Raw genomic sequence first — 26,989 nt, 5'->3', positions numbered from 1 at the left:
CGTCCCGTCAGTCCGTCTGCACGTAGACGACGCCGTCGCGGACGACCACGTCGTACGTCGGGACGACGTAGCTGTCGTCGCCGATGTGTTCGCCCGTATCGAGGTCGAACGACCACCCGTGCCACGGACAGGAGACGATGCAGTCGTCGCCGTAGCGCTGCTCGACGCGCTCGCCGGGGCCGCCCCACTCGCCGACGAGGCGCTTTTCGACCTTCCCCTCACAGGTCGGGCCGCCGTCGTGCGGACACTGGTTCCGGAGCGCGTAGAACTCCCCGTCGGCCCTGATGACGCCGACCTCGGCGCGTCCGACCTCGACGATTTCCACGTCGCCGTCGTCGAAGTCGTCCGCCGCGCCGACCGCGATTTCCCCGTCGCTCACAGGTCGAACACCTCCGCGGCGTTCCGCCCGAGGATGTCCTTTCGCTGCTCGTCGTCCAGCATCGGGAGGTCCGTGATGATGCTCGGGCTGTCGTAGTCCCAGTGGGGGTAGTCGGAGGCGTAGAGGAGGTGCTCCGTGCCGAGCATGTCGAAGCAGATTTCGAGGAGGTCGGGGCGCGCGGACTCCTCCAGGGGCTGGGTGCCGAAGTAGAAGTCGCTGATGTAGTCGCCCGGCGGGGCCTCCAACAGCGGCGCTTCCTCGGCGCGCTTGAGGTACTCCTCGTCGAGGCGGCTGATGAGCCCCGGGAGGTAGGTGACGCCGGACTCCATGAAGACGATGTCGAGGTCCGGGAACTTCTCGGGGACGCCCTGGCAGGCGACGCTGACGATCTGGGACATGTTCGATTCGAGGAAGCCCAGCGTGTGCGTCTCGATCATCTCCTCGTAGCCCGCCCGGACGTAGTCGTCGAGGCCGGAGCCGCCGGTGTGGTAGACGACGGGGAGCCCGAGGGCCTCGCAGCGCTCGTAGATCGGGTCGTACTTCCGGTTCCCGAGCGGCGGGCTCGCGCCCGCGGTGACCATCACGACGCCCTTGAACGTCTCCTCGTCCTCGATTCGGTCGAGGACGTCCATCGACGCGTCGATGTCGTGGTAGGGGAGCGGCGCGAGGCCGTAGATGCCCGCGTCGGGGTCGAGCACCTCCGCGAGCATGTAGTCGATGTACCCCTTGATGAACGACTCGACGCGACGGTCGTCGGCCGTGACGCCGCCCATCGCCAGGATGAGATGGGAGATTTGGAGGGTGGCGTCGACGTCGAGGAACTCCATCCCCTCGACGACGTCCGCCTTGTCGTCGCCGCCCTGCGGGTACTCCGAGAACTCCCGGTCGATCTTCCCGTAGTTCGACCGGTTCCCCGTCGACGTCGGGAAGAACGCGCTCAACCCCTGATTCACGCCCGTGCTGTCCCACCCGCTGTTCCGGAACTTCGTCTTCCACGGCTCGGGCATGTACGGGGCGACCTGTTCGAAGGTGTCCGCGTAGTGCCAGTCGCAGTCGACGACGAGGTGCTCCGCCGGTTCGATCATCTGTGTCTCACCGTCATGTGTCGTAGTACCACCACGTCTGTACCCTGGACGACATAATAAATCTTCGTGAAGGTTAGGGGGCGACGACTATCCTTCGACCCCCTCGACCCCCTCGAATACCCCACGATTTTAATACGACTTACTCACAACCTTCCGGCCGTCGAATGACTGATAGACAGCGAACCGACCTCACTCCACCGGAGCCGGAGTCGTACGGTGGGCCGGTCGAGTACCTCTCGCAGGACGACCTGCGGGTGCCGACTCACCAGCTCGTCACGCCGGACGGGGAGTACGACGAATCGTCGATCCCGGACCTCGACGACGAGGCCTTCCGGGACCTCTACCGATGGATGGTCTCCGACCGGGTGTTCAACCGCCGGATGGTGAAGATTCAGCGTCGCGGCGAACTCGGCACGTTCGGGACGACGCGCGGCCAGGAGGCCAGCATCGTCGGGAGCGCGTACACCATCGCGCCCGACGACTGGATGTACCTCGGGCGGGCGTGGACCGCGATGTTCATGCGCGGCGTCCCGATGCGCGACATGATTCTCTTCTGGCGCGGCATCGAGGAGAGCCAGCAGTCCTTCGCGGAGCACAACTCCCAGGTCGCCATCGCCGTCGGCGCGCACCTCCCGCTCGCCGCCGGTACCGCGTGGGGGATGGACATCCGCGACGCCGATGAGATCACGATGGCGTACCTCGGCGACGGCGCGACGAGCACCGGCGTCGTCCACGAGGGGCTCAACCTCGCCGGCGCCCTCGAAGTCCCCGCGCTGTTCTTCTGCCAGAACAACCAGTACGCGATCTCGATGCCGTTCTCCGAGCAGACCGGCGCGAACACCATCGCGCAGAAGGCGCTCGGCTACGGTATCGACGCGATTCGCGTCGACGGCCAGGACGTCCTCGCCGTCTACGACGCCGTCATGGAGGCCCGCGAGCGCGTCAAGCGGGGCGAACCGGTCTTCATCGAATCCGTCACCTACCGCCTCGACGCGCACACGACCTCCGACGACCCGCATCGCTATCGCACGGAGGAAGAAGAGCAGGCGTGGGAGGAGAACGACCCCATCGAGCGCTACCGCTCGTTCCTCGAATCCGAGGGGCTCTGGGACGACATCGACCACGACGCCATCGTCGAGGAGATAAACGACGAGTTCGACGCGGCGCTCGCGGCCGCGAACGACTTCGCCGAGCGCGACGTCTCCGAGATGTTCGCGCACGTCTACGAGGAGCTCCCCCCGGAACTCAGACGCCAGCTCACCGAGTTCGAACAGTTCCTCGAGGAGCACCCCGAGGCGTACGACTACATCGACCAGCGGCCCAAGGGATAAATGAACGCGACTATCGTAGAGGCGGTCAACGACGCACTGCACACGGAGATGGCGGCCGACGAGCGCGTGCTCGTCTTCGGCGAGGACGTCGCCCGGAGCGGCGGCGTCTTCCGGGCCACCGAGGGCCTCATGGAGGAGTTCGGGAACGACCGCGTCGTCGACACGCCGCTCTCCGAAATCGCCATCATCGGGAGCGCGACCGGGTTGGCGATGTACGGCTACCGCCCCGTCGCGGAGATTCAGTTCTCCGGCTTCCTCCCGCCGGCGTTCGACCAGCTCGTCTCGAACGCGAGCCGGATGCGCTGGCGGACCCGCGGGGAGTTCACGGCCTCGATGGTCGCCCGGATGCCCTACGGCGCGGGCGTCCGCGCGCTCGAACACCACTCCGAGAGCATGGAGGGCAGCTACGCCCACATCCCGGGGCTGAAGGTCGTCATCCCGAGCACCCCGAGCGACACGAAGGGGCTGCTCACGGCCGCGATCCGCGACCCCGACCCCGTCCTCTTCATGGAGCCAAAGCGCATCTATCGCTCCTTCCGCGAGGAGGTCCCCGAGGGCGACTACGAGGTCCCCCTCGGCGAGGCCGCGGTCCGCGAGGAGGGCGAGGACGTCACCGTCGTCTCCTGGGGGTCGATGATGCCGATGGCCGAGGAGGCCGCGGCGAACGTCGAGGCCGACGTCGAACTCGTCGACCTCCGTACCATCTCGCCGATGGACTCGGAGACGGTCGTCGAGTCCGTGAAGAAGACGGGCCGCGCGGTCGTCGTCCACGAGGGCCCGCGGACCGGCGGCGTCGGCAGCGACGTCGTCGCCCGAATCAACGACGAGGCGCTGATGTACCTCGAAGCCCCCGTCGAGCGCGTCACGGGCTTCGACACGCAGGTGCCGATGCTCTCGATGGAGGACTTCTACTTCCCGAACCCGCCGCGGATCGCCGCGGGCATCGAGCGCGCCCTCGACGTCTGAGCGGTCGCGATCCGTCTCATTTCGTTCTCGCCTCGCTCTCGCCTCGTTCTCGTCCCGCTGCCGGGTCGCTCCCGTTTCGCCCCCGACCACGGGCCCGATCCCGCCGATCAGCAGGGAAACACTAAAAGGGATTTGCGTTGACCTTGCGTTCATGGTCGAGCAATCGTTCGAACTGCCGGACTTAGGCGAGGGTATCGCGGAGGGCGAGCTGGTGGCGTGGGCCGTCGCGCCCGGCGATCACGTCGAGCAGGACCAGGTGATCGCGGAGGTCGAGACGGACAAGGCGCTCGTTGAGGTCCCCTCGCCCTACGACGGGACGGTGACCGAACTCCACGCCGAGGAGGGCGAGATGGTGCCGGTCGACTACGTCATCGCCACGTTCGAGATCGACGCGAGCGACGCCGAACCGGCCGGGACCGAGGCGGAGACGGACGAGTCGAGCACGCCTGTGGACGCGGGGACCGTCGAGGCCGAATCCGCGGAGCTGGAGACGGCCGAGGCGACGGAGGGCGGCGCGGAGGCGTCCGAGGCGGGCGGCGCGCCCGGCGGACGCGTCTTCGCCGCACCGAGCACGCGCTCGCTCGCGCGCGACCTCGACGTCGACATCGAGACGGTCGAGGGCACCGGCGCGGGCGGGCGCGTGACGGAGTCGGACGTCCGGCGGGCGGCCGAATCGGCGTCCGAGTCGGGTGCGAGCGAACCGGCGTCGGGTGCCGACGCGACGCCGAGCGAGGCGGAGCCGGTCGTCGTGGAGAGCGCGGGCGGGACGAAGCGCGAGCGGACGCTGGCGATGCCGGCGACGCGACGGCTCGCCCGCGAGCGCGGCGTCGACATCAACGACGTCCCCGCGAGCGAGGAGCGCGAGGGCGAACCGTTCGTCACGCCCGCGGACGTCGAGGCGTACGTCGAGTCGGGCGGGTCGGCGGCGGAGACGGGCGCGAGCGCGGAACGGGGTGCGAGCGCGAGCGCCGGCGCGGCGGCCGGCGGGACGGGCGCGGGCACGAACACCGGCGACGCGGGCGCGGCGGCGTCGCCCGGCGGCGAGCGCGTCCCCTATCGGGGCATCCGGCGGACCATCGGCGAGCAGATGGCGCAGTCGAAGTTCACGGCACCGCACGTCACCCACCACGACGAGTTCGACGCCTCGGGGCTCGTCGACCTCCGCGCGGAGCTCGCGGAGATCGCCGACGAGGAGGACGTGAACCTCACCTACCTCCCGTTCGTCGTGAAGGCCGTGACGTCGGCGCTCAAGGAGGTGCCGTACCTCAACGCGAGCCTCGACGAGGAGGCGGGCGAGATCGTCCTCCACGACGAGTACAACATCGGCATCGCGGTGGCGACCGACGACGGCCTCCTCGTGCCCGTCATCAAGCACGCGGACCGGAAGGGGCTGAAGGAGCTCGCACGCGAGATCGACGAGCTGGCGACGCAGGCGCGCGAGCGCTCGCTCCCGCGCGAGGCGATGCGCGGCGGGACGTTCACCATCACGAACATCGGCGTCATCGGCGGCGAGTACTCCTCGCCCATCATCAACTACCCGGAGGCCGGCATCTTCGCCATGGGGCCGATCAAGAAGCGCCCGTGGGTCGTTGACGACGAGGTCGTCGCGCGCAAGACGATGACCATCTCGATGTCCGTCGACCACCGGCTCGTCGACGGCGCGGAGGCCGCGCAGTTCACCAACCACGTCCAGACGCTCCTCGCGGACCCCGCGCGCCTCGTGCTGGAGTGACGCCGGCGTGACGGGTCGACGAACTGGGTGACGGGCCGACCGCGGTCGGGTGACGGGTTGACGGCCCGACGACCCGACGGGGGCCACCATCTCGGCACCTGCCGGCCCCGCGAAACCGGGTGAACTTTTTACACAGGAACGCGACTGGCGAGGTATGGTAATGGGCGACATTACGACCGGGACCGACGTGGTAGTCATCGGTGGCGGTCCGGGCGGCTACGTGGCCGCGATCCGCGCGGCACAGCGCGGCCTCGCGACGACGCTCGTGGAGAAGGACCACTACGGCGGGGCGTGCCTGAACCACGGCTGTATCCCCTCGAAGGCGTTCATCACGGCCGCGGACGTCGCCGACGAGGCGGCGAACGCGAGCGGGATGGGCGTCTACGCCGACCCCGAGGTCGACATGGGCGAACTCGCGGCGTGGAAGGACGACGTCGTCGACCGTCTGACGGGCGGCGTCGAACAGCTCTGCGAGGCGAACGGCGTCGACCTCATCGAGGGGACGGCGGCGTTCGAGGACGAGCACACCGTCCGAATCGCACACGGCGGCGAGGGGCAGGGGATGGAGACGGTCGAGTTCGAGCAGGCCATCGTGGCGACCGGCTCGCGGCCCGTCGAGATTCCGGGGTTCGACTTCGCCGACGAGCCGGTCTGGTCGTCGCGCGACGCGCTCGCGGCCGAGACGGTACCGGACGACCTCGTCGTGGTCGGCGCGGGCTACATCGGGATGGAGCTCTCGACGACGTTCGCGAAGCTCGGCGCGGACGTGACCGTCGTCGAGATGCTGGACGACGTCCTGCCCGCCTACGAGGAGGACGTGTCGAGCGTCGTCCGCCGACGCGCGGACGACCTCGGAATCGACTTCACCTTCGGCGAGGGCGCGAGTGGCTGGGAGGAGACGTCTGACGGCCGAATCGCCGTCCACACGGAGACGGAGGACGGGACCGAGTCGACCTACGAGGCCGACCGCGTGCTCGTCGCGGTCGGACGCGAACCCGTGACGGACACGCTCGAACTGGAGGAGATCGACCTCGCGCCGGACGACGATGGCTTCCTCCGGACGGACGACCGGGCGCGGACCGACCTCGACCACGTCTTCGCCGTCGGCGACGTCGCGGGCGAACCGATGCTCGCGCACAAGGCCAGCGCGGAGGGCATCGTCGCCGCGGAGGTCGCCGCGGGCGAGAACGCGGCGTTCGACGCCCGCGCGATTCCCGCGGCGGTCTTCACGGACCCCGAAATCGCGACGGTCGGGCTGACGGAGGCCGAAGCCGAGGAGGCCGGCTTCGACCCGCTCGTGGGCGAGATGCCGCTGCGCGCGAACGGCCGCGCCCTCACGATGGACGAGACGGAGGGCTTCGTGCGGATCGTCGCCGAGGCGGACGCGGGGTTCGTGCTCGGCGCGCAGATCGTCGCCCCGGAGGCCAGCGAACTGATCGCGGAGGCCGCGCTCGCCGTCGAGATGGGCGCGCGCCTCGACGACCTCGCGGGCACGATACACACGCATCCGACGCTCTCCGAGACGCTGCTGGAGGCCGCCGAGAACGCGCTCGGTGAGGCGATTCACACGCTGAACGAGTGAGCTGAGAACCCGCGACGTCCGCGGCACACGCGACACACGCGACGCACGCGTCGACCGAGGCGAGGGCTTATCGCGGCGGCGTGCGAGCGGGTGGGTATGGCGACCTCAACCGACCTCGACCGCGTAGCGATCCACGACTGGGGCTCTCACCCCTGCTACCCGAGCGACCTCCGCGACCTGCTCGCCGCGGCCGACGACGCGCGCGAATACGTCGTCCGCGAGGCCGACGCGCTCGACGACTGCGACGCCGTCGTGACGCTCTACCACCACGACGCGTTTCCCGACGCCGTCGAGTGGGTCCACTGCGTCCGCTCGGGTTACGACGACTTCCCTCTCGACGCGTACGAGGACGCGGGCGTTCTGTTGACGAACAGCACCGGCGTCGCTGGCGACCTCGTCGGCGAGTCCGCCATCGCGCTCCTCCTGTCGCTGGCGAAGGGGTTCCACCTGTACCGCGACCAGCAGGCGGCCGGCGAGTGGGCGCGCCTCCCCGTCGAGCGCCCGTTCGAACTCGGGCGCTCGTCGGTCTGCGTCGTGGGTCTCGGCCAGCTCGGCGAGAGCGTCGCGTCGCGGGCGAACGCGCTCGGGATGACCGTCACGGGCGTCGACGTGCGCCCCGTCTCCCAGCTCGGCTTGGAGGCCGTCCACGACGTGACGGACCTCGAACACGCGGTCGCCGACAGCCGCTTCGTCGTGCTCACGACGCCGCTGACGCCCGACACGCGCGGGCTCGTCGACGCGGACGTCCTCGCGGCGATGCGCGACGACGCCTACCTCGTGAACGTCAGCCGCGGCGAAGTCGTCGAGGAGGACGCGCTCCTCGCGGCCCTCGAAGCCGGCGAACTCGCGGGCGCGGCCCTCGACGTCTTCGAGGCGGAACCGCTCCCCGAGTCGTCCCCGCTCTGGGAGCGCTCCGACGTCGTCGTCACGCCCCACGCCGCCGCGCAGTCGTCGAACCACGGCGAGAAACTCGCCCGCCTCGTCGAGACGAACGCGACGCGGCTCGCGGCCGGCCGCGAGCCGTGGAACCGCGTCGTCTGAGTTCGTCAGCGACGAACTCGGCGTCGCACGACACGAAGACGGCCCCGACTGCCGATGAGCTACACGCGTCCGTTCCCGAATGGCTCGTTATCGTTCGGTAAAGACGAACTGAGAATGCTCCTGGACGAACTGCCACTCGTGCGTGCCGGTCCACCGGTGCTCCATCACTACCGACGGAGCAGATTACAACGATATGTGTGTAAAATTTGGCGCGTTCGCGGGGGGCATCGCGGAACGCGGACACACGCATCCGGTCGTCTCCGCGTGCCACCGACGACACCCGTCAGCTCGTTCGGCTCTCGGGAACGGACGTGCGCTTTCGACGACTCAGGAGTACGCGCGGTTCAGCTCGATGACGTTGACCGCGTCGCGGAGTTGTGGAAGCAGTTCCTCCTCGATGCGCTCGTCGCCCATCCGACTCGTCGGCCCGGAGACGCTCACCGCCCCGAGGACCTCCTCGTCGGAGAGCACGGGGACGGCGACGCACTTCAGGCCCCGAACCCCCTCCTCGCGGTCGTACGCGACGCCGTGCTCCCTGACCTCCGCGAGTTCGGCTTCGAGCGTCTCGCGGTCCGTAATCGTCGCCTCCGTCTTCGCGTCGAGCTCGTGACGCGCGAAAATCTCGTCGCGGCGCTCCGCCGGGAGGTGCGCGAGGATGGACTTCCCGAGCGCCGTCGTGTGCAGCGGGACGCACTGGCCGACGTGGGAGTTGACGCCGACGGCGTTCTCGCCCTGCGCGCGCAGGAGGAAGACACCGAGGCCGTGCTCCTCGACGAGGAGGTTCGCGTGCTCGCCCGTCCGCTCCGCCACCGATTCGAGTTCGGGCTTCGCGACGGTGTAGAGCGGCTCCCGCGTCCGGGCGTGCGCGCCGAGGTCGAGGAAGCGCAGCCCCACTCGGTACTGCTGGTCCTCCTTCACCACGTACCCCTCGTGTTCGAGCGTCCGGAGGTAGTTGTGGGCGCTGCTCTTCGGGAGGTCGAGGTCGTCCGCGACCTCCGTGACGGTCGCGCCGTCGCGCTCCTTCAGCGCCTCGACGACCCGGAGCGTCGTCTGCGCCGTCTTCACCGGCGACCGCGGCGAGGCGTCGTCGTCCATACGTGACGTACCGTCGTCCACGGTGAAGTACCTGCTGTTCGTCAGACGCGACGGACGCTCCGTCTCTCGAAGACGGTGGCCCGATATGGACGCACCGCGCCGGCGCGGACCCGTCGTCCTCGACGGCCACTTTGGCCGGCGTGAAAATCATCGGAAATAAGACCCTTCTTACGATTTATCTGATTTCTATTATATACTTTAGGAGGAGATACGCGGGTAAAAGATATTTGAATCGCTAAAATCCGGAGAGATGCCAACCACGGTTTCTCAACGGTCTGGTAGATATACATATCAAAATGACATTCTTATTTTGATATGGGTCCTTCTACTGAGGGGGAGGGGGTGCTCTCACCGTCGGAGCGTCAGGAGGACGTACGCGAAGACGCCGGCGGTGAGGACGACCGACCCCCAGACGACGGCGGCGAACCCGAGCGTCGAAATCACCGTTCGTTCACCTCCGTGAGGCGCTCGCCGACGCGGCGGAGCGCGCGCACGTCGTACTCGTCGCGACCGAGGGCGGCCGCGAGGAGTGTGAGCCCGACGGAGACACCCGTGGAGCCGACGAACACCCAGAAGAACGAGGGTGTGATGGGGACGCCGAGGGCGGCGAGCGCGCTCCCGATTCCGAGACCGGGGAAGTACGTGAGACCGACGACCAACCCCGAGACGGACGCGAGGAGCGCGCCGCGTTCGCCGAGCGTCGGGAGGTAGAGGCCGAGGACGAACGGCGCGAAGGTAGCGGCACCGAGGAGGTCGGCGAGGAAGAAGAGCGTGAGGACGTCGTAGCCGCGCGCGCCGACGACGATGGCGGCGAGGGCGACGACGACGGTGGCGGCCCGGGCGGTCCGCGTGAGCGTCTCGGCGTCGGCGTCCGTGAACGCCGCGAGGTCGACGGTGACGACGCTTGCGATACCGTTCAACACGGTGTCGGCGGTGCTGGCGACGAGGAGGACGGCGAGCACGACGACGCCGAGCGCGAGCGGCGTCGAGAAGACGTCGTTCACGACGAGGAAGAAGGAGACGCCGGCGTTGCCGTCGACGAGGCCGCGCGCGGCGGCGACGACGCCGAACACGCCCGCGAGGACGATCATCGGGACGACGGCGACGGCGCTGACGCCGAACGCGCGCTTCACCGAGCTCGTGCTTTCGGCGGCCCAGATGCGCTGCCAGACGCCCTGATGGAGGACGTTCGCGCCGAGGACGGCGAAGACAACGTAGAAGCCGAAGGCGAGCGCGGCCGGGTTCGTGAGCGTGATGAGCTGGGGGGCCTCGCTCGCCGCGGTCGCGTGGACGGCGTCGGTCCCGCCCAGCCGCCAGAGCGCGCCGACGGCGGCGACGACGAGGAGTGGGAGCGCGACGGCGGTCTGGACGGTGTCGGTGACGAGGCTGGCGACGAGGCCGCCGTAGGCGGTGTAGGCGAGGACGAAGCCGCCGATGACGACCGCGGTCGCCCACGCGGGGACGCCGGCGACGAGCGCGAGCGCCGCGGTGACGCCCGTCATCTCCGCCGCGAGGAAGACGAACATGTAGAAGACGGAGACGACGACGACGAACAGGTAGAAGGTCGTCCCGAAGCGCGCGCGGACGTACTCCGTGAGCGAGTGGCCGTCCGGCATCACGTCGCGGACGCGCGCGGCGACGGGGACGAAGAGGAGGAGCGGCGCGGCGCTCCCGAGCGCGTAGCCGAGGACGGCCGTGAGCCCGCCGTAGGCCGCGCCGGCCTCCGCGGGGCTGAGGAGAATCCACGCGCCCATCACGGAGCCGACGACGGAGGCGACGGTCGTCCCCTCGCTCGCGCTCCCGCGCGCGGTCAACAGCGCGTCGAGCGACAGGTCGCCCCGCTTGGCGTACCACACCCCGACGAGGGCCGTGAGGGCGAGCGCGGCGACGACGACGCCGAGCGTGAGCGTCGCGTCGATCATCGCTCCCCACCCGCCATCGCGGCGTCGAAGAACGCGACTTCGAGGTCGACGGCCCGCGTGAAGAAGCGCTCGACGCGCGCCCGTCGGCGCTCTCCGACGTCCGCGAGTTCCCGTTCCAGCTCCTCGCGGAGCCACGCGACGAGCGACCGGAACGCCTCGTTGTCGTGCAACTCGACCCACTCGCGGTGGTAGACGGCCTCGGGGTCGCCCTCGATTCCGCTCGCCCAGTCGAGGTAGGCCCACTCGACGGGGACGAGGACGGCGAGCGTCTCCGCGTAGCCGCCGACGCTCGCGGCGTGTGCGAACAGGTCCGCGAAGGCGTCGCCGACGTCGCCGCCCTCGATGGTCGCGTCGGCGAGCGCCGGGCCGGGGAGGGCGTCGAACGACCGGGCGAAGTAGTCGTCCTCGGGGCCGACGACGGTGGCGAGGAAGTCCGCGAACCGCCGCTTGCGCGCCATGTCGGGGGCGTCCGCGACGGCGTGCCCCAGGTGGCCCGCGAGGGTCTCGACGAACGCGTAGTCGCGTTCGAGGTAGTCCCGGAAGACCGCGTCGTCGAGCGTCCCCGCCTCCAGTTTGGCGACGAACGCGTGCTCGACGGCGTCGTCCCACGCGCTCGCGGCGCGCAAGTCGTCGGTGTGGCTCACGCCTCCCACCCCTCCTCGCGCCACGCGGCGTCCCAGAAGCGGTACTCGTAGCGCGCCGAGGTCTCGAATATCTCGCGGTAGCGCTCGCGCTCGGCGTCGCTCGACTCGGCGGCGACGTCGTCCATGAGGTCCTTGCACCACGCGGCGAGCTCGGCGAACTCGTCGCCCGCGTAGGTGCGGACCCACTCGGCGTAGCGCTCGTCGTCCGGGAGGCCGCCGGCTTCGAGGCGCTTTGCGGTCTCGTTGAACCCCCACATGCAGGGGAGGAGCGCGGCGACGAGGTCGCCGAAGGTGCCCGTCGCGGCGGTGCGGACGAGGAAGTCCGTGTACGCCCGTGTGGTCGGCGACGCCTCGGTCGCCTCCAGTTCGGCCTCGGTGATGCCGAACTCCGCGGCGTACTCGCGGTGGAGCGCCATCTCGGTCTCCGCAGTCTCGCCGAGCAGCTCGGCGAAGCGCCGCAGGGTGGCGAGGTCGGGCGCGCGCGCCGCCCCGTACGCGAACACGCGGCAGTACTCGACGAGGTAGACGTAGTCCTGTCGCACCCAGTACCGGAAGGGCTCGACGTCGAGCGTGCCGTCGCCGAGCCCCGACACCATCGGGTGCGCCTCGATGGCGTCCCAGATCGGGTCGGCGACCTCGGCCAGCGTCTCGGTGTATCCCATATCGGTCCCCTCGCCATCGTCACCTATATAATTTAGTGGTATAACTGGATTATCACCGATGGCAACGACACGCGACGACGGGCTCGTCCTCCCCGCCGAGGTGATCGCCGACGAGTTCGTCCCCACGATGCGCGTCGAACTCGCCCGCGCGCTCGCCGAGCGCGGCTGCTCGCAGCGCGAAATCGCGGGCTTCCTCGGCGTCACGCAGGCCGCGGTGAGCAACTACCTCGCCGGCGAGGCCCGCACGACCGACCGACTCGCGGACGACGAGCGCTTCGCGTCGACGGTCGAGCGCGTCGCCGACGGCTGGGTCGCGGACGAGCTCTCCGGCTACGACGCGCTCGTCGAGGTCCGCGAGCTCCTCGCCGCGTTCGTCGACCGCGGGCCGGTCTGCGCGCTCCACGAGGACGCGATGCCCGCCCTCGACGGCCGCGAGTGCGACCTCTGCGTCCGCGGGCGCGACGGGGCGGCCGCGCGCGAGCGCGAGACGCTCCGCGACGTCCGCACGGCCGTCCGGCGCTTCGCCGCCGCGGACGCGACGCCCGCCCACGTCCCCAACGTCGGGACGAACGTGGCGAGCGCGCTTCCCGAGGCCGCCGACCCCGCGGACGTCGCCGCCGTCCCCGGCCGACTCCACGCCGTGCGGGGGCGGGTCGAGGTCCCCTCCGACCCGGCGTTCGGGGCGTCGCATCACGTGGCGAGCGCGCTCCTCGTCGCGGCCGACGTCGGCGACACCGTCGGCGGCGCCCTGAACCTCGCCACGAGCGACGCGCTCCTCGACGCCGCCCGGGCGCGCGGACACGACCCCGTCGCGTTCGACGCCGGCTACGAGGACCGCGCGGCCGAACTCCGCGACGCGTTCGCCGACGGCGTGCCGACCGTCGCCTACCACGACGGCGCGTACGGCATCGAGCCCGTCTGCTACGTCTTCGGCGCGGACGCCCGCGACGCCGTCGAGCGCGCGCTCACGCTCGTCGATGCCGCGGACGAGTGATGCCCCCTCCCCGAAGCCGCTGACTGCTTCGCGTCACCGGGTCCCCGAACGGTTAAGCCGCTCGCCGCACCGCTCACGGACATGACGGACACGCTGACCGACGCGACGGCGCTCGTCACGGGCGCGAGTTCCGGCATCGGCGCGGCGACCGCCCGCGAACTCGCCTCGCGCGGCGCGAACGTCGTCCTGAGCGCGCGCCGCGAGGAACGCCTCGAAACGCTCGCGGCCGAGATAACCGACGACCACGGCGCTGAGGCCGTCGCCCACCCGACGGACGTGACCGATGCCGTCGCCGTCGAGGCGCTCGTCGACGCAACCGTCGAGCGCTTCGGCGGTCTCGACGTCGTCGTGAGCAACGCCGGCCTCGGGCGCACCGAGACGGCCATCGAGGACCTCGACCTCGACGCCTACCGGCAGATGATGGACGTCAACTGCGACGGGATGTTCCACGTCGCGCGCGCCGCCATGCCGCACTTGACGGAGTGTTCGGGGAACCTGCTCTTCCTCGGGAGCATGGCCGGCCAGTATCCGCGCCCCGGCGCGCCCGTCTACGCCGCGACGAAGTGGTGGACGCGCGGGTTCGCGCTCAGCCTCCAGGGCAGCGTCGGCGACGCGGGCGTGGGCGTGACGGTCATCAATCCCACCGAGGTCCGGACGGAGTTCGGGAGCGAGGACGGCGAACAGTTCGCCGACGCCATCGACCCCGGCGAGGCCGCCGAACCCGCTGACGTCGCGCGCGCCATCGCCTTCGCGGCCGCCCGGGAGGACCCGAACGTCGTCCAGGAACTCGACCTCTTCCGCCGCGACAAGTTTATCGACTGGTAGCGTTTCCGGCTACTGCGGCTTCTACCCCCGAGTATCGGGCCCGCAACGCGGTGAGACGTGTCGGCCACTCCGTCGGAACGAACCGCGAAAATAGCATTTCTGGGCAGTAACACCAGACAGTATTACTGGACAGACTGCTCAAAAGCTCGATCGACTGCGTCGCGGTCACCGTCTCAGTCGTCGAGAAATCCGAGGTCGCGTGCGACGAGGTCCGCGAGTTGGTCGGCGACGTCGGGATCGACTGCGTCGCGGTCACCGTCTCAGTCGTCGAGAAATCCGAGGTCGCGTGCGACGAGGTCCGCGAGTTGGTCGGCGACGTCGGGGTCGACTTCGGCCTCCGCGGCCCCGTCGTGGACGCGCTCGTTGTGCCGCTCGACGGTCTCGGCGACCTCAGAGAGCGGCACGCGATTCGTGGTCCCGCACGCCTCGCAGACGACCGGGGCGGTCGGCGGCTCGTCGTCACTCGTCATGTGCGCGCTTCGCGGGAGGGCGACACAAGCGTTTCGCCTCCCGCGGCCGAGCCGTCCGCTCGGGTCGGGACGGTCGTCGTGTCCCGTCGCTCGCTACGCCGAGGCGTTCGTCGTGTTCGTCGCGTTCGACGCACCCGACGCGTCAGACGCGCCCGACGAACCGCCGAGGGCACCCGTCCCGCGGGTCGTGAGCGCGCCCGGTCGAACCGTCGGGCCGCCCGACCCGCCCATCGAGCCGGTCTTCGTCCCGCTCACGAGGAAGTCGGCGACGTTCCCGACGAGGACCTCGTTGTCCGCGACGGTCGCGCCGTCCGGCGAGAGGAACCACGTGTCGCCGATCGCGGCGACGTTCCCGCTCCGCACCGCGACGGCGTACGTCCCGGTCGTCCGCGTGCTCTCGCGGCTGACGTTCTCGGCGCTGATGGCCGCGGTCGCCGCGTCGCCGTGTGTCACTGCTACCGCGGCGTCGAAGACCGTGCGGTCGACGCCCGCGGCGAGGCCGCTCTCGCCACTCGGCGACCCGTAGACGTACTGGAAGTTGTTCGCGTTCTCCGTCATGTCGTAGAGGTAGTCGGCGTTGAACGACAGCCCGTGCCGGGCGGCGACGGCGTTCGGCTGCCCGCTCCCGGCCGTCGTCGCGCTCGTCGAGAGCCCGAGGAGCGACGACGTGCTCGTCGCCGTCGTCGGCGTGTCGCCGAGCAGGAGGACCCGCCCGCCGTCGTCCGCGAACGCCGAGACGGCGTCCGCCTCGCTCGAACTATACGCCGCCGCGGGGTCCGCGACGACGAACGCGTCCGCGTCGTCGAGCGTCTCGTTCAGCGCCGACGTCCCCGACGCCGAGATGAGCGACGAGGAACCCCCACCCGTGTAGAAGCGCACCTCGTGGCCGCCCTCGACCAGGGCGTTCACGAGCGGTTGCATGTCCGCGCGCCCGACGGCGTTCCCGTGGGCGGCGTCGACGATCACGGTCTTCTGCGTCCCCGCGTCCGCAACCGGGACGGCGCCGCCGTCGTCCACCGGCGTCGGCAGGAGGTCGCTCGTGTCGTACGCGGGCGCGTCGGGTTGTGTCGTGTCGCGTCCGCCGAGCGCGTCGCTGGCGACGCCCGCCCCGGCCGTCACGACGACGGCGGCGAGGAGGACGGCGACGAACGCGCCGAGGCCGCGTCGCAGTTCAGGCGCTCGCATTCGCGACCACCTCCGTCTTCGGGGCCGCGACCGAACCGTGGAGCATCAGGTAGTGGACCGTCTCGACGCCCTGATTGCCGAACGTCGCGCTCGCGCTCGCCGTCCCGTCCGCGTCCGCGCTCAGGCCGAGTTGGCTGAGGACGCTCGGGGTCGGCGACTCCATGCGCACCACGCGGTACTCCGAGAGGCCGGCGTCGCTCGCCGCCGCGCGTATCGCGGTGTCGATTCCGCCGACGGAGTCCGCGAGCCCCAACTCGACGCCGCGCGCGCCCGAGTAGAGCTTCGCGTAGGAGAGTTCGCTCGCACTCAGCGCGAGCGAGTCGTTTCGCTCCGCCACCACGCTCCCGACGAACGCCCGCCGGAGCGCCTCGACGCGCTGGCGGACCTCCGTCCGCGTCGCCGTCGAACCCTTATCCGGGCCGGTGACGATTTCGCCCGCCGGCACGCCCGCGGTCGGGATGGTCGCCCGAACGCCGACGCTCCCGACGCTGCTCGCGGGCGTCACGTAGATTTCGTCCGAGGCGACCGCGGTGTAGTAGCCGCCCGAGGCGGCCATCCCCGTCACGCTCGTCACGACGGGCATCACCTGCTTCGTGCGTTTGACCGCGAGGTAGAGCTGCTCGCTCGCCGCCGCCGCACCGCCCGGGCTGTCGATGTCGAGGACGACGGCCTCGATGGAGTCGTTCTGTCTCGCCTCGCGGAGGTTGTCGATGACCGTGCTCGCGGTGTCGCTCGTGATCGTCGAGTGGAGCTCGACGACGGCCACGCTCCCGTCCGGGCCGCTCGCGCGGTCCCAGACGGTGGGTGCGACCGCCGCGCCGACGAGCAGCCCGATCACCGCACCGACGAGGACGACGCGCCCGACGCGCGAACCGTCGGCGTCGCTCACGTCGCGCTCACCGTGTTCCGTGCCGTCGCGTCGGTCGCGTCACCCGTCTCGTGTAGGGTCACGTTCTCGTAGCTGACCGTCTCCGTGACGCTCGTGCCGTCCGCCGCCGTCCACGTCGTCTCGACGCGCAGCGGAATCCGGCGCTCGGTGTCGACCCAGACGCGGCGCTCGACGCCGGCCGACCCCTCGGTCGTCGCGTTCGCGTCCGCGCCGGCGTTCTCGCGTGCGGGGGCGAGCGAGACGACCGCGGTCCGGTGGCCGTCGAGTATCGCCGTCCCGTCGAGCGAGACGTCACTCGTCCGGACGAGCGAGGCCGCGAGCGCGCCGTACGTCGCGTCGCGGGTCGCGGCGTCGTGTCGCCCGGTCGAGAGGACGGGCGCGCGCGTCGCCGTCTCGTATCGCACCGTCGTCCCCGCGTCGGGGCCGCTCCGGTACGTGACGGTCGTCGCGCCGTCCGTGTCCGCCGAGACGTGCGCGCGGAGCGTCGACGTCCCGTCCGTCGTCTCGACCGTCTTCGTGACGGTCGCGCTGTACTCCTCGATGGTGTTGTAGCGATGCTGGACCTGGTCGCCGACCGCGTCGGCGTCCAGGCCGCCCGTGGGAAGCGTCGAGCAACCGGCGAGGAGGAGGGCGCCGACGAGCCCGAGGGCGAGGGCACATCGTTTCGTGCTGCGGGGCATCCGTCTACATGGCTCGGGGCGTCTGGCATAATAGTTCGTGTCGGGTCGTGGTCGGTCGCTCGACCACCCGCTCGGCCCCGGCGGTTTTCTACCCCCGGGGGCTACTGCCACGCGTGACCGAACGGACCGCCCGGCGATACGGACACGGCGAGGAGACGACCCTCGGGTCGGTCCGACGGTGGATACTGCTCGATGGCGACCGATGGGTGCTCGCGGGCGCGCTCGCGTGTACGCTCTTCGTCGCGCTCGTCCTCCTCGGGACGCTCGACGGTGGCTTCCGCGCCGCCGTCGCCGCGAAGGACCCCATCGAGACGGTGTTCGCGGGCCTCGCCACCGGCATCATCACCGGCGTGACGCTCGTCGTCACCATCGACCAGCTCGTCCTCTCCCAGCAGCTCGCGCCGCTCGCCGACCAGCGCGAACAGCTCGACGAGTCCCTCCAGTTCCGCCGCGAGGTCGAGACGCTCGTCGAGGACACGAGCCCCGCGGAACCCGGCGCGTTCATCGCCGCGCTCGTCGACACGGCCGACCGGCGCGCCGACGACCTCCGGCGGGCCGCGACCGGCGGGGACCCGGCGTTCGAGGCCGCCGTCACGCGCTTCGTCGCCGGCCACGCCCGCGCCGCGACCGCCGTCGACGCCCGCCTCGACGCCCGGTACCTCCGCTTCGGCGCGCTCCGCGCCGCCCTCGAATACGACTACGCCTACCGGGTGAACGAGGCCCGCCGCATCCGCCACGAGTTCGAGAGCGTGATGACCGACCGACAGCGCGACGCCGTCGACGACGTCCTCGACGCGCTGCGCTTCCTCGGCCCGGCCCGCGAGCACGTCCGCGGGCTCTACTTCCAGGCCGAACTCGTGAAGCTCTCCCGGGTCATCCTCACCGCCGCCGTCCCCGCGCTCGGCATCGCGCTCGCCGCCGTCTTCTTCCTCGACGCCGCGGACCTCGTCGGGAGCGTCCTCGGGGTCGACCTGCTCCTGCTCGCCGTCGCCGCCGCCGCGACGGTCGCCGTCGTCCCCTTCCTCGTGCTCGTCGCGTACGTCCTCCGCATCGTCACCATCGTCGAGTGGACGCTCACGACGGGCGAGTTCGTCCTCCACGAGGCCGAGCGCCCCGACGAGCGCTGACGGCCCGCGGACGCGGCCGTCCTTCGAGGGGCGCGCTCGCCATATATCGACCGGTTCGGCGGCCGTACGGGGCGTTCGGCAACCGATACCTTTTGGCCGGCCCAACCCCAACGAACGCGTATGACGACAGGAGTCATCCTCCTGAACTTCGGCGAACCGTCCGAGCCGACGCGCGAGGAGGTCGTCCCCTATCTCGAACGCATCTTCTACAACAACCGCTTCCTCGAAGGCGACATGCCCGAGGCGCAGGCCCGCGAGCGCTCGCGCGAACTCGCGGAGAAGCGCGCCCCCAGCCTCATCGAGGAGTACGAGGACATCGGCGGCTCCCCGCTGAACCCGCAGGCGAAGGCGCAGGTCGACGCCGTCGTCGACGTCCTCACCGAGCGTGGCTTCGACGTCACCGGCTACCTCGGCACGCAGTTCTCCGAGCCGACCATCGCGGACGCCGTCGCGGCCGCGAAGGCCGACGGCGTCGACCGCCTCGTCGGGCTCCCCATCTACCCGCTCTGTGGCCCCTCGACGACCGTCGACGCCCTCGCGGACCTCAACGGCGCCGTCGCGGACGCCGACTGGGACGTCCCCGTCGAGCGGGTCTCCGGCTGGCACCGCCACCCGGCGTACACCCGCCTGCGCGCTGACAACGTCCGCGCGTACGCCGAGCGCGAGGGCCTCGACCTCGACGACGACGACACGGCCGTCCTCTTCTCCGCACACGGGACGCCGACGCACTACCTCGAGGAGGGCTCGCGCTACGACGTCTACGTCGACGAGTTCACGACGGCGCTCGCCCACCTCCTCGGCGTTTCGGAGTACACCGTCGGCTACCAGAACCACGAGAACCGCGACATCCCGTGGACCGAACCCGAGACGGAGGACGTCGCCGTCGAAATCGACGCCGAGCGCGTCGTCGTCGAGCCGGTGAGCTTCATGCACGAGCAGTCCGAGACGCTCTCCGAACTCGACATCGAGCTCCGCGAGGAGGTCGAGGAGGCGGGCAAGGAGCTCTACCGGGTGCCGGTCCCGCACGACGACCCGCGCTTCGCGGAGCTGCTCGCCGACCTCGTCGAGCCGTTCGCGGCCGACGTCGACCCCGAGTACTACCAGCTCCGGGAGTGTCAGTGCGCAGCCGAGGAGGGCGCGATGTGTCTGAACGCGCCGCGCGCCGAGTCCGAGTAACCGTGCCCGCAGGCGCGGGCGCGAGTGCGAGCGACGCCGATGCGCGCGACGCCGCGACCGACGGCGGGTCGGACGCCGCGACCGACACCGACGTCGTCGTTATCGGCGCTGGGATAACCGGCCTCGCGCTCACGCACGCCCTCGCCGAGCGCGGCGTCCCCTGCGTCACGCTCGAAGCCGGCGACGAGGCCGGCGGCGTCATCGACTCGAAACCCCTCGACGACGGCCTCGTCGCCGAACGCGGCCCGAACCGCATCCGGCTGACCGACGGAATCGAGGCGCTCGTCGAGGCCGCGGGGCTCCGCGCGGACCTCGTCGTCGCCGACGACGATCTCCCGCTCTACGTCTACGCGGACGGGGCGCTCCGCGAGGTCCCCTTCGACCTCTCCACCTTCCTCCGCACCGACCTCCTGCCGTGGCACGCGAAACTCCGCGTCCTCGCCGAACCGCTCACGGGCGACGTTCGTCCCGACGAGTCCGTCGGGCGCGCGATTCGGCGGGCCTTCGGCACCACGGCCTACCGCAACCTCGTCGAGCCCATCTACGGCGGGACGTACGGTTCCGACCCCGACCGGATGCCCGTGAAGCGCGCCCTCCCGGCGCTGTTGCGGATGCAGGACGAACACGGCAACCTCCTCCGCCCGCTCCTCCGGCGCGCGACCGGCGAGCGGGAGGCCCCGCCGCCGGTCACCATCGCGGGCGGCCTCCAGCGCCTCCCGCGCGCGCTCGCCGAACGCCACGCCGACCGCGTGCGCCTCGACACGCCCGCGACCGGAATCGAGCGCGACGGCGAGCGCTATGCGGTGTCGACGCCCGACGGGGAGATTCTCGCGGACGACGTCGTGCTCACCGTCCCCGCGCCCGCCGCCGCCGATCTCTTGGAGGGCGTCGCGCCCGATTCGGCGGCCGCGCTCGCCGAACTCCGGTACAACCCGCTCGCCGTCGTGACGATGTACTCGGACGCGCGCCGCGACGGCTTCGGCTACCAGGTGCGACGCACCGAGTCGCTGCGGACGCTCGGCGTCTCGTGGCACCACAGCCTCTTCGGGCGCACCGGGCAGTACACGGCCTTCCTCGGCGGGATGGAGGACGAGCGGATCGTCGAGGCGGCCCCCGACGACATCGGCGACATCGCCGCCGACGAATTCGAGGCCGTGATGGACGCCGCCGCGCACGTCCGGGACGTCTGGGTCGACCGGCGCGCCCTCCCCGCGTACGACGAGTCGTGGGCGGCGCTCGACCGCCTCGCCCTCCCTGCGGGGCTCACGCTCGCCACGAACTACACGGCACGCGTCGGCGTCCCCGGGCGGGTCCGGGAGGCCGAGCGCGTCGCCGACGACCTCGCGTAACCTCGTTTTCGGTCGGTCAGTACTCCCACTCCTTCGCCGTCTCGACGAACGCCCGGACGCTCTCCATCGGCGTGTCGGCGTGGACGCCGTGGCCAAGGTTGAGGACGTGTCCGCGCGGGCCGGCGGCCTTGATGACCCGCTCCGTCTCCGCGCGGACGAACGCCTCGTCGCCGAAGAGGTACTGCGGGTCGAGGTTGCCCTGCACGGCGACGTCGCCGAGTTCCTCGCGGGCGTCGGCGATGTCGACCGTCCAGTCGAGGCTCACGGCGTCGGGGTCGGCGTCGGCGAGCGCGTCGAGGCGGCCCGCCATGTTGCGCACGAAGAGGATGACGGGCGCGTCGACGCCCGCGCAGATACGGCGGTGGAGCGGCTGGAGGAACTCGCGGTAGTCCGCGGGCGAGAGCTCGCCCGCGTAGGTGTCGAAGAGCTGGACGACGTCCGCGCCCTGCTCGACCTGGTACTGCAGGGAGTCGAGGACGGCGTCCGCGATGACGTCGAGGAGCGCCGCGAAGGCCTCGGGGTGGCGCGCGCGGAACTGTCGAATCTCGTCGTGGCGCGAGGAGCCGCCGGCGACGATGTAGGAGGCGAGGGTGAACGGCCCGCCGGCGAAGCCGATGAGCGCCGCCTCGTCGCCGACGGCGCGTTCGAGGCGGCCGAGGAGGTCGCCGACGTAGCCGAGTTCGTCCGGAATCGGCGCGTAGTCCTCGGGGACGTCCGCGGGGCCCGTGAAGGGGTCCTCGATAACGGGGCCGACGCCGCTCTCGATGCGGTAGTCGAAGCCCAGCGGTTCGAGGACGGTGAGGATGTCCGAGAACATCACGACGCCGTCCGGGCGGTAGTGCTCCCAGGGGAGGAGGGTGATCCGCTCCGCGACCTCCGGGGTCTTGATGGCCTCCAGGAAGCTGTACTCCTCGCGTATCTCGCGGTACTCGGGGATGTGCCGTCCCGCCTGGCGCATCAGCCAGACGGGCGGGCGCTCGACGTCTTCCCCCCGGACCGCCCGCACGAGAAGCTTCTCCATACAGGAGTGAGCGCCACGCGGCAAGTAACTCTGTTGTTCCCGCGCGACCCCGAACGTTACGTATCCCCCCGTCGAACCCACCGCCCGCATGTACGACACCATCCTGCTGGCGACCGACGGCACCGTCGCGTCCGCGGACGCCACCTCGCACGCCATCGAACTCGCGCAAGCGCACGACGCCGCCCTGCGCGTCGTCTACGTCGTCGACGAATCCGTCTACACGGCGTACAGCGGCGACGAGTACGTCGACGAGGCCGAGGGGCCCGAGCACGGCCTCGAAGAGGCGGGCGAGGAGGCCATCGACGCGGTGCGTCGGGAGGCCGAAGCCGCGGGCGTGGACGTCACGGGGGACCTCCGCCACGGTGACCCCGCGGAGGCGGTGGTCGCCCACGCGGACGAGGTGGACGCCGACCTCCTCGTGCTCGGGACGCGACAGCGCCCGGACGAGTACCGCGCGCTCCTCGGGAGCGTCACGGACCGCGTGCTCCGGTTGGCGAACCGGCCGGCGATAGTCGTGAAGACCGAGGCGGACGCGGCGGAGTAACTACCCGTCGACGCCGTCGCCGCGCGCGAACGCGAGGTCGAAGCGGTCGGTGGTGAGGAGTCCCGCGACGAGCGCGGCGGTGCAGAGCACGGGCAGCCAGTTCGCGTAGACGAGGTTGACGAGCCCCCAGAGGACGACGAAGCTCACGAGGTCGTCGAGGGCGAACGGGCAGGCGTCGAGGCGCGCGCGGAGCGCGCGGTGGTCGAAGGCGACGTCGAGCGCGACGACGGCGACGCTCCCGGAGAGCACCCAGCCCGCGAAGTTCGAGAGCGGGACGCCGTAGTAGACGCCGCCCTCCGCGTACGCCCAGAAGCCGAGCGCGACCGCGCCGGGGTCGAGCACGCAGTCGACGAGGAGGACGACGGCGACCGTCGCCGGCAGTCTGAGCAGGGGGTTCGCGGCGCGTTCGCCGAGCAACAACACGGTGAGGAGGTAGGCGTTGCAGACGAGCGGGAGGAAGAACAGCGGGAGCGCGAGGGGGACGCCCGCGACCATCGGCCCGAGCTCGACGCCGTAGCTGAACGCGCCGTACGGCCAGCCGGTCGTCACGCCGACGTACTCGATGAGGTAGGTGTAGCCGCAGAGCGCGCCGAGCGCGGCGAGCGCCCGCCGGTCGAGTTCGGGGAGGACGGCGGCGACGAGCGGGAGGCGGAGCATCGCGGTGCCACAGAGGAGGAGGACGGCGTTGAACGCGAGCCACCGCGGGACGTAGCCGAGCGAGCCGCCGACGAGCGACGCCGCGCCGACCAGCGGCGCGACGACGGCGATACCCGGTCGGTTCGCGGCGACGAGGGCGTCGAGGCGCGCGGAGAGCGTCGCGCTATCCACGCAGGACACCCCACAGGCCGGCGCAGGCGAGGACCCCCCCGACGACCGTGTTGAGGGCGGGGAACCACCAGTAGGCCCGCGAGAGGTCCACGTCCCCGAGGTCGAGCGCGAGCGCGAGCACCGGGTAGAGCCCGAAGAGGAAGCCCGCGCGGAGGTCGAGGAGCGCGAACGCGCCCGCGGCGCAGAGCCAGCACGCCCCGCAGTAGGCGAGCGCGCGTCGCTCGCCGAGGACGGTCGCGGTCGTGTCGATGCCGGCGCGTCGGTCGGGGGCGATGTCGGGAATCGCGGAGAAGGTGTGCATCGCCATCGTCCACAGCCAGCCGCCGGCGACGGCGAGGAGCGGCGGGAGCGCCCCGCCGACGGCGGCGTACGCGGCGACGCCCGGCAGGACGTAGAGGCCGTTCGAGAGCGAGTCGAGCGGCGGCTTCGTCTTCAGACGCGGGGGCGCGCTGTACGCCCATCCGAGCGCGAGGAACCCCAGTATCCACGGGGCGGCGCGCGGGAGCCACGCGGCGAGCCCGAGGCCGAGGACGCCCGTGAGCGCGACGAGCGCGACGACGCCGCGCTCCCCGCGATAGCGCACCTCTTTGTTCTCCTTCTTCGGGTTCTCCGCGTCGACGTCGGCGTCGTAGACGTCGTTGACGCCGTAGAGGTAGACGTTCGCGGGCACGAGGAAGTACGCGACGAGCGCGAGCGCGGGGAGCGAGCGGAGGTCGGCGACCCCGTCGGCGGCGTAGGCGACGCCGACGAGCGCCGGGCCGGCGAGGTAGAGCCAGAAGCGCGGCCGCGAGCGCGCGAGGACGCGCCGGACGTCGAGTCGGGTCACGCGAGGTCGTCGCACACCGCCCTCGCGGCGTGTTCGCCGCTGATGAGGCACATCGGGACGCCGATGCCGGGCCGCGTGAAGCCGCCGGTGAAGTAGAGGCCGTCGAGCGCCGACGAGCGGTGGTCGGGGCGCAGCGGGCCGGTCTGCCGGAGCGTGTGCGCGAGCCCGAGCGCGCTCCCCTCGGTGGCGTTGTACCGCTCGGCGAAGTCGGACACGCAGAAGTCCTCCTCGACGACGATGCGCTCGCGGAGGTCGAGGCCGGTGTGTTCGGCGACGTCGTCGAGGAGCAGGTCGCGGTAGTCGGCGCGAACCGCCTCGCCGTCGTCGAGGCCGGGCGCGATGGGGACGAGTGCGAACAGCGCGCTGTGGCCGTCGGGCGCGACGGCGTCGTCCGTCTCCGAGGGCGCACAGAGGTAGTAGGCGGGGTCGTCTGGCCACGCCGGGTCGTCGAAGATGGCGTCGAAGTGCTCGTCCCACGCGTCCGGGAGGACGAGCGTGTGGTGGGCGAGCGGGTCGAGGTCGCCCTCGACGCCGAGGTAGAGGAGGTACGCCGAGGGCGCGTAGGTGCGCGACTCCCAGTAGTCGGCGTCGTACTGGCGGTCGTCGGGGTCGAGGAGTTCCTGCTCGGTGTGGGCATAGTCGGCGTCGGAGACGACGGCGTCGGAGCGGAGGATTTCGCCGTTGGCGAGCTCGGCGCGCATGTCGCCGCGCTCGCCGCGTATCGCCGCGACGGGCGTGCCCGTGCGGTACGTCACGCCCAGGTCGTCGCCGAGCGAGGCGAGCGCGTCGACGACGGACGCGAGGCCGCCCTCCGGGTAGTGGACGCCGAGGTTGAAGTCGACGTGGCTCATGAGGTTGTAGAGCGCGGGCGTGTTCGAGGGCGACCCGCCGAGGAAGACGAGCGTGTACTGGACGAGCTGCTGGAGGCGCGGGTGCTCGAAGTAGTCCGCGACGTGCTCCTGCATCGTCCCGAGGAGCCCGAGGCCGCGGGCGTTCCGGACGACGTCCCAGTCGACGTAGTCCCGGAAGTTCGGGCGGTCCGTGTAGACGAAGTGCTCCATGCCGACCTCGTAGGTCTCCTCGGATTTGGCGAGGTAGCGCTCGAAGGCCTCGCCCGCACCGTCCTCGTAGGACTCGAAGAGCGCCTTCGTCCGCTCGATGTCGCCGTCGACGTCGACGCGCTCCGCGTTCGCGTTCCCAGCCATCGCTCGCGCTCGGCCGCCGGCCATCGCGCCCGCGCCGTCCGTCGCGGCGTCCGCGTCGGTCCCGCTCCCGGCCTCGCTCGGCGGGTCGCGCGCCCCCTCGCCGTCCTTGAAGAACACCCGGTAGTGCGGGTCGAGGTGGGTGAGGCCGTAGTAGTCCTCGGGCTCGCGCCCGAAGTAGCCGAAGAAGCGCTCGAAGACGTCGGGCATCAGGTACCACGACGGCCCCATGTCGAAGCGGAAGCCGTCGCGTTCGAGGACGCTCGCGCGCCCGCCGAGCTGGTCGTTTCGCTCGACGACCGTCACGTCGCAGCCGGCGTCCGCGAGGTAGCAGGCCGCGGAGAGGCCGCCGAAGCCGCCCCCAACGACCGTGACCGACCGGCTCACTCGCGCACCCCCAGGAAGGAGGTGAGAGCGGAGGCGGCCGAACGCGCGCGCGTCCGCACCGACTCGTTGCCGGGGCGCGTCCGACTCGGTCCCGCCTCGTTAGTCGCGTCGACGACGCTCGCGGCGTAGAACGCCGCCTCGGGGTCGCCGGTACGCTTCCAGTGGTACCACGTCCGCGCGACGAGCGCGAGCCGGCGGGGCGTCGAGAGGGTCGGGCGCTCGCTCAGCGTGTCGTACCCCCGCTGGCGGATGAGGCGGTGGTGGTCGGCGTAGAGCACCGCCGCGCACAGCACGCCGAACTGGCAGGACTCGGGGAGGTAGCGGATGCCGGCGACGCCCTCCCGGTAGCGGCGTTCGGTGCGCCGGAGTTCGGCGCGCATCGCCGCCGCGAACCGCTCCGAGAACGCACACGCGCGTATCTCCGCCTCCGGGACGTCGTAGCGTTCGAGCGTCTCGCGCGGGATGTAGATGCGGCCGTAGTCGCGGACGTCCTCGCGGACGTCGCGCAGGAAGTTCGTGAGCTGGAAGGCCTCGCCGAGCGCCTTCGCGTGCGGGCGGGCGCGCTCGACCGTCTCGTCGTCCATTCCCTCGATGTCAGCCATCACGGTCAGCATCATGTTGCCGACGGCGACGGCGGAGCCGCGGAGGTAGGTCTCCAGTTCGTCGTGGGTCTCGTAGCGCCGGGTGTCGACGTCCATCTCCATGGCGTTGAGGAAGGTCTCGATCTCCTCGTCGGCGATGTCGTAGGCCTCGACGAGGTCGCGAAAGGCGCCGAGGACGGGGTCGTCCGTCTCCGTCTCGCCGAGGGCGGCCGCGCGGAGGCGGGCGAGCTCGCGGCGTTGCTCGGCCGGGGTGGCACCCTGCGGGTCGTCGACCACCTCGTCGGCGACGCGGAAGAACGCGTAGAGGACGTAGGTGGCGCGCCGGGCGCGTTCGGGGAGGACGCGGGTCGCGGCGGCGAAGGTCTTGCCGGTCCGCTGCTGTATCGCCTTGCTCGTGGCGACGTCGTCGGGGGAGATCATGGTGACAATCGACCCACGGGCGTCC

26 protein-coding genes are annotated in these 26,989 nt (G+C 71.0%); 11 read left to right on the top strand and 15 right to left on the bottom strand.

Features of this window, described 5'->3' with window-relative positions; genetic code table 11:
* Positions 1–7 precede the first annotated feature (7 nt).
* Both IEX84_RS04475 and IEX84_RS04470 read right to left on the bottom strand, forming a co-directional pair.
* The gene (locus IEX84_RS04475; protein ID WP_188870258.1) at positions 8–379 is read right to left on the bottom strand and encodes a Rieske (2Fe-2S) protein; all 372 of its coding nucleotides are present in this window, start codon (positions 377–379) and stop codon (positions 8–10) included.
* Positions 376–1,464 carry an amidohydrolase family protein gene (locus tag IEX84_RS04470; RefSeq protein ID WP_188870256.1) on the bottom strand — a complete coding sequence of 363 codons (1,089 nt, stop codon included), beginning with the start codon at positions 1,462–1,464 and terminating at the stop codon, positions 376–378. Before IEX84_RS04470 ends, IEX84_RS04475 begins: the two co-directional genes overlap by 4 nt.
* Positions 1,465–1,628: 164 nt before the next feature.
* Here IEX84_RS04470 and IEX84_RS04465 point away from each other — a divergent pair, with 164 nt between their 5' ends.
* The 5 genes from IEX84_RS04465 (at position 1,629) to IEX84_RS04445 (ending at position 8,116) form a co-directional block, all read left to right on the top strand.
* Complete coding sequence (locus tag IEX84_RS04465) at positions 1,629–2,795, top strand: thiamine pyrophosphate-dependent enzyme (protein WP_188870254.1); 1,167 nt, start codon at positions 1,629–1,631, stop codon at positions 2,793–2,795.
* Positions 2,796–3,761, top strand: coding sequence for an alpha-ketoacid dehydrogenase subunit beta (locus IEX84_RS04460; protein ID WP_188870252.1), 966 nt, complete (start codon positions 2,796–2,798; stop codon positions 3,759–3,761).
* Between the two features lie 151 nt (positions 3,762–3,912).
* Positions 3,913–5,493 (top strand): 2-oxo acid dehydrogenase subunit E2, encoded by a 1,581-nt coding sequence (locus tag IEX84_RS04455; protein WP_188870251.1) that lies wholly within the window; start codon positions 3,913–3,915, stop codon positions 5,491–5,493.
* 154 nt (positions 5,494–5,647) lie between these two features.
* Positions 5,648–7,075 (top strand): dihydrolipoyl dehydrogenase, encoded by a 1,428-nt coding sequence (gene lpdA, locus IEX84_RS04450; RefSeq protein WP_188870250.1) that lies wholly within the window; start codon positions 5,648–5,650, stop codon positions 7,073–7,075.
* A 96-nt stretch (positions 7,076–7,171) separates the two neighbouring features.
* Positions 7,172–8,116 carry a D-2-hydroxyacid dehydrogenase gene (locus tag IEX84_RS04445; RefSeq protein ID WP_188870249.1) on the top strand — a complete coding sequence of 315 codons (945 nt, stop codon included), beginning with the start codon at positions 7,172–7,174 and terminating at the stop codon, positions 8,114–8,116.
* Between the two features lie 327 nt (positions 8,117–8,443).
* Here the strand turns inward: IEX84_RS04445 and IEX84_RS04440 are convergent, their stop codons facing one another.
* From IEX84_RS04440 to tenA, 4 genes are all read right to left on the bottom strand, one after another.
* Positions 8,444–9,211 (bottom strand): IclR family transcriptional regulator, encoded by a 768-nt coding sequence (locus tag IEX84_RS04440; protein WP_188870248.1) that lies wholly within the window; start codon positions 9,209–9,211, stop codon positions 8,444–8,446.
* Positions 9,212–9,651: 440 nt separating this feature from the next.
* Positions 9,652–11,133 carry a sodium:solute symporter family transporter gene (locus IEX84_RS04435; RefSeq protein ID WP_188870246.1) on the bottom strand — a complete coding sequence of 494 codons (1,482 nt, stop codon included), beginning with the start codon at positions 11,131–11,133 and terminating at the stop codon, positions 9,652–9,654.
* A complete protein-coding gene (locus tag IEX84_RS04430) occupies positions 11,130–11,777 on the bottom strand; it encodes a TenA family protein (protein ID WP_229732305.1) in 648 nt (215 codons plus the stop codon). Before IEX84_RS04430 ends, IEX84_RS04435 begins: the two co-directional genes overlap by 4 nt.
* Positions 11,774–12,439: a thiaminase II gene (gene tenA, locus IEX84_RS04425; RefSeq protein WP_188870242.1), complete on the bottom strand. Its 666-nt coding sequence runs from the start codon at positions 12,437–12,439 to the stop codon at positions 11,774–11,776. The genes IEX84_RS04430 and tenA overlap by 4 nt, the downstream gene beginning before the upstream one ends.
* A gap of 58 nt (positions 12,440–12,497) precedes the next feature.
* Between tenA and IEX84_RS04420 the strand changes: the two genes are divergently transcribed.
* Positions 12,498–13,433: a thiamine-phosphate synthase family protein gene (locus IEX84_RS04420; RefSeq protein ID WP_188870240.1), complete on the top strand. Its 936-nt coding sequence runs from the start codon at positions 12,498–12,500 to the stop codon at positions 13,431–13,433.
* An 81-nt stretch (positions 13,434–13,514) separates the two neighbouring features.
* On the top strand, positions 13,515–14,258 hold the full coding sequence (locus IEX84_RS04415) for an SDR family oxidoreductase (RefSeq protein ID WP_188870238.1): 744 nt from the start codon (positions 13,515–13,517) through the stop codon (positions 14,256–14,258).
* 260 nt (positions 14,259–14,518) lie between these two features.
* Here IEX84_RS04415 and IEX84_RS04410 read toward each other — a convergent pair whose 3' ends face one another.
* The 4 genes from IEX84_RS04410 to IEX84_RS04395 all read right to left on the bottom strand — a co-directional run bounded on the left by IEX84_RS04410 (position 14,519) and on the right by IEX84_RS04395 (position 17,482).
* Positions 14,519–14,728 carry a hypothetical protein gene (locus IEX84_RS04410; protein WP_188870236.1) on the bottom strand — a complete coding sequence of 70 codons (210 nt, stop codon included), beginning with the start codon at positions 14,726–14,728 and terminating at the stop codon, positions 14,519–14,521.
* Between the two features lie 93 nt (positions 14,729–14,821).
* Positions 14,822–15,913 (bottom strand): motility-associated ABC transporter substrate-binding family protein, encoded by a 1,092-nt coding sequence (locus IEX84_RS04405; RefSeq protein ID WP_188870234.1) that lies wholly within the window; start codon positions 15,911–15,913, stop codon positions 14,822–14,824.
* On the bottom strand, positions 15,900–16,802 hold the full coding sequence (locus IEX84_RS04400; RefSeq protein WP_188870231.1) for a S49 family peptidase: 903 nt from the start codon (positions 16,800–16,802) through the stop codon (positions 15,900–15,902). Before IEX84_RS04400 ends, IEX84_RS04405 begins: the two co-directional genes overlap by 14 nt.
* Entirely contained in the window at positions 16,799–17,482 is a 684-nt protein-coding gene (locus IEX84_RS04395) for a LolA family protein (protein WP_188870229.1), read from the bottom strand. The genes IEX84_RS04400 and IEX84_RS04395 overlap by 4 nt, the downstream gene beginning before the upstream one ends.
* A 113-nt stretch (positions 17,483–17,595) precedes the next feature.
* Between IEX84_RS04395 and IEX84_RS04390 the strand changes: the two genes are divergently transcribed.
* The 3 genes from IEX84_RS04390 (at position 17,596) to hemG (ending at position 21,134) form a co-directional block, all read left to right on the top strand.
* Positions 17,596–18,609, top strand: a complete 1,014-nt coding sequence (locus IEX84_RS04390) for a hypothetical protein (RefSeq protein ID WP_188870226.1) — start codon at positions 17,596–17,598, stop codon at positions 18,607–18,609.
* A 120-nt stretch (positions 18,610–18,729) separates the two neighbouring features.
* Complete coding sequence (hemH, locus tag IEX84_RS04385) at positions 18,730–19,785, top strand: ferrochelatase (RefSeq protein ID WP_188870224.1); 1,056 nt, start codon at positions 18,730–18,732, stop codon at positions 19,783–19,785.
* A gap of 2 nt (positions 19,786–19,787) precedes the next feature.
* Entirely contained in the window at positions 19,788–21,134 is a 1,347-nt protein-coding gene (gene hemG / locus IEX84_RS04380) for a protoporphyrinogen oxidase (RefSeq protein WP_188870222.1), read from the top strand.
* A 16-nt stretch (positions 21,135–21,150) separates the two neighbouring features.
* On the opposite strand, the gene hemE is transcribed toward hemG, so the two are convergent.
* A complete protein-coding gene (gene hemE / locus IEX84_RS04375; protein ID WP_188870220.1) occupies positions 21,151–22,155 on the bottom strand; it encodes a uroporphyrinogen decarboxylase in 1,005 nt (334 codons plus the stop codon).
* Positions 22,156–22,243: 88 nt separating this feature from the next.
* On the opposite strand from hemE, the gene IEX84_RS04370 reads away from it, so the two are divergent.
* Entirely contained in the window at positions 22,244–22,699 is a 456-nt protein-coding gene (locus IEX84_RS04370) for a universal stress protein (RefSeq protein WP_188870218.1), read from the top strand.
* Here IEX84_RS04370 and cruF read toward each other — a convergent pair whose 3' ends face one another.
* From cruF to IEX84_RS04350, 4 genes are read right to left on the bottom strand one after another with little or no spacing between them, the layout of a single operon-like run.
* The gene (gene cruF, locus IEX84_RS04365; protein WP_188870216.1) at positions 22,700–23,536 is read right to left on the bottom strand and encodes a bisanhydrobacterioruberin hydratase; all 837 of its coding nucleotides are present in this window, start codon (positions 23,534–23,536) and stop codon (positions 22,700–22,702) included. It abuts the gene before it with no gap.
* Positions 23,520–24,353, bottom strand: a complete 834-nt coding sequence (locus IEX84_RS04360; protein WP_229732303.1) for a prenyltransferase — start codon at positions 24,351–24,353, stop codon at positions 23,520–23,522. The genes cruF and IEX84_RS04360 overlap by 17 nt, the downstream gene beginning before the upstream one ends.
* Positions 24,350–25,942 carry a phytoene desaturase family protein gene (locus IEX84_RS04355; RefSeq protein ID WP_188870212.1) on the bottom strand — a complete coding sequence of 531 codons (1,593 nt, stop codon included), beginning with the start codon at positions 25,940–25,942 and terminating at the stop codon, positions 24,350–24,352. Before IEX84_RS04355 ends, IEX84_RS04360 begins: the two co-directional genes overlap by 4 nt.
* Positions 25,939–26,964, bottom strand: a complete 1,026-nt coding sequence (locus tag IEX84_RS04350) for a phytoene/squalene synthase family protein (protein ID WP_188870210.1) — start codon at positions 26,962–26,964, stop codon at positions 25,939–25,941. Before IEX84_RS04350 ends, IEX84_RS04355 begins: the two co-directional genes overlap by 4 nt.
* Positions 26,965–26,989 lie beyond the last annotated feature (25 nt).

Source organism: Halarchaeum rubridurum, from assembly GCF_014647115.1.
GTDB lineage: Archaea > Halobacteriota > Halobacteria > Halobacteriales > Halobacteriaceae > Halarchaeum > Halarchaeum rubridurum.
Note: the sequence above shows the minus strand (reverse complement) of the source record. Positions and strands in the feature narration are given on the sequence as shown.

Coding starts and splice junctions, on each gene's coding strand:
- IEX84_RS04470 (WP_188870256.1), bottom strand. CDS start 1,464: ATGATCGAACCGGCGGAGCACCTCGTCGTCGACTGCGACTGGCACTAC.
- IEX84_RS04465 (WP_188870254.1), top strand. CDS start 1,629: ATGACTGATAGACAGCGAACCGACCTCACTCCACCGGAGCCGGAGTCG.
- IEX84_RS04460 (WP_188870252.1), top strand. CDS start 2,796: ATGAACGCGACTATCGTAGAGGCGGTCAACGACGCACTGCACACGGAG.
- IEX84_RS04455 (WP_188870251.1), top strand. CDS start 3,913: ATGGTCGAGCAATCGTTCGAACTGCCGGACTTAGGCGAGGGTATCGCG.
- lpdA (WP_188870250.1), top strand. CDS start 5,648: ATGGTAATGGGCGACATTACGACCGGGACCGACGTGGTAGTCATCGGT.
- IEX84_RS04445 (WP_188870249.1), top strand. CDS start 7,172: ATGGCGACCTCAACCGACCTCGACCGCGTAGCGATCCACGACTGGGGC.
- IEX84_RS04440 (WP_188870248.1), bottom strand. CDS start 9,211: ATGGACGACGACGCCTCGCCGCGGTCGCCGGTGAAGACGGCGCAGACG.
- IEX84_RS04435 (WP_188870246.1), bottom strand. CDS start 11,133: ATGATCGACGCGACGCTCACGCTCGGCGTCGTCGTCGCCGCGCTCGCC.
- tenA (WP_188870242.1), bottom strand. CDS start 12,439: ATGGGATACACCGAGACGCTGGCCGAGGTCGCCGACCCGATCTGGGAC.
- IEX84_RS04420 (WP_188870240.1), top strand. CDS start 12,498: ATGGCAACGACACGCGACGACGGGCTCGTCCTCCCCGCCGAGGTGATC.
- IEX84_RS04415 (WP_188870238.1), top strand. CDS start 13,515: ATGACGGACACGCTGACCGACGCGACGGCGCTCGTCACGGGCGCGAGT.
- IEX84_RS04410 (WP_188870236.1), bottom strand. CDS start 14,728: ATGACGAGTGACGACGAGCCGCCGACCGCCCCGGTCGTCTGCGAGGCG.
- IEX84_RS04405 (WP_188870234.1), bottom strand. CDS start 15,913: ATGCGAGCGCCTGAACTGCGACGCGGCCTCGGCGCGTTCGTCGCCGTC.
- IEX84_RS04395 (WP_188870229.1), bottom strand. CDS start 17,482: ATGCCCCGCAGCACGAAACGATGTGCCCTCGCCCTCGGGCTCGTCGGC.
- hemH (WP_188870224.1), top strand. CDS start 18,730: ATGACGACAGGAGTCATCCTCCTGAACTTCGGCGAACCGTCCGAGCCG.
- hemE (WP_188870220.1), bottom strand. CDS start 22,155: ATGGAGAAGCTTCTCGTGCGGGCGGTCCGGGGGGAAGACGTCGAGCGC.
- IEX84_RS04370 (WP_188870218.1), top strand. CDS start 22,244: ATGTACGACACCATCCTGCTGGCGACCGACGGCACCGTCGCGTCCGCG.
- IEX84_RS04350 (WP_188870210.1), bottom strand. CDS start 26,964: ATGATCTCCCCCGACGACGTCGCCACGAGCAAGGCGATACAGCAGCGG.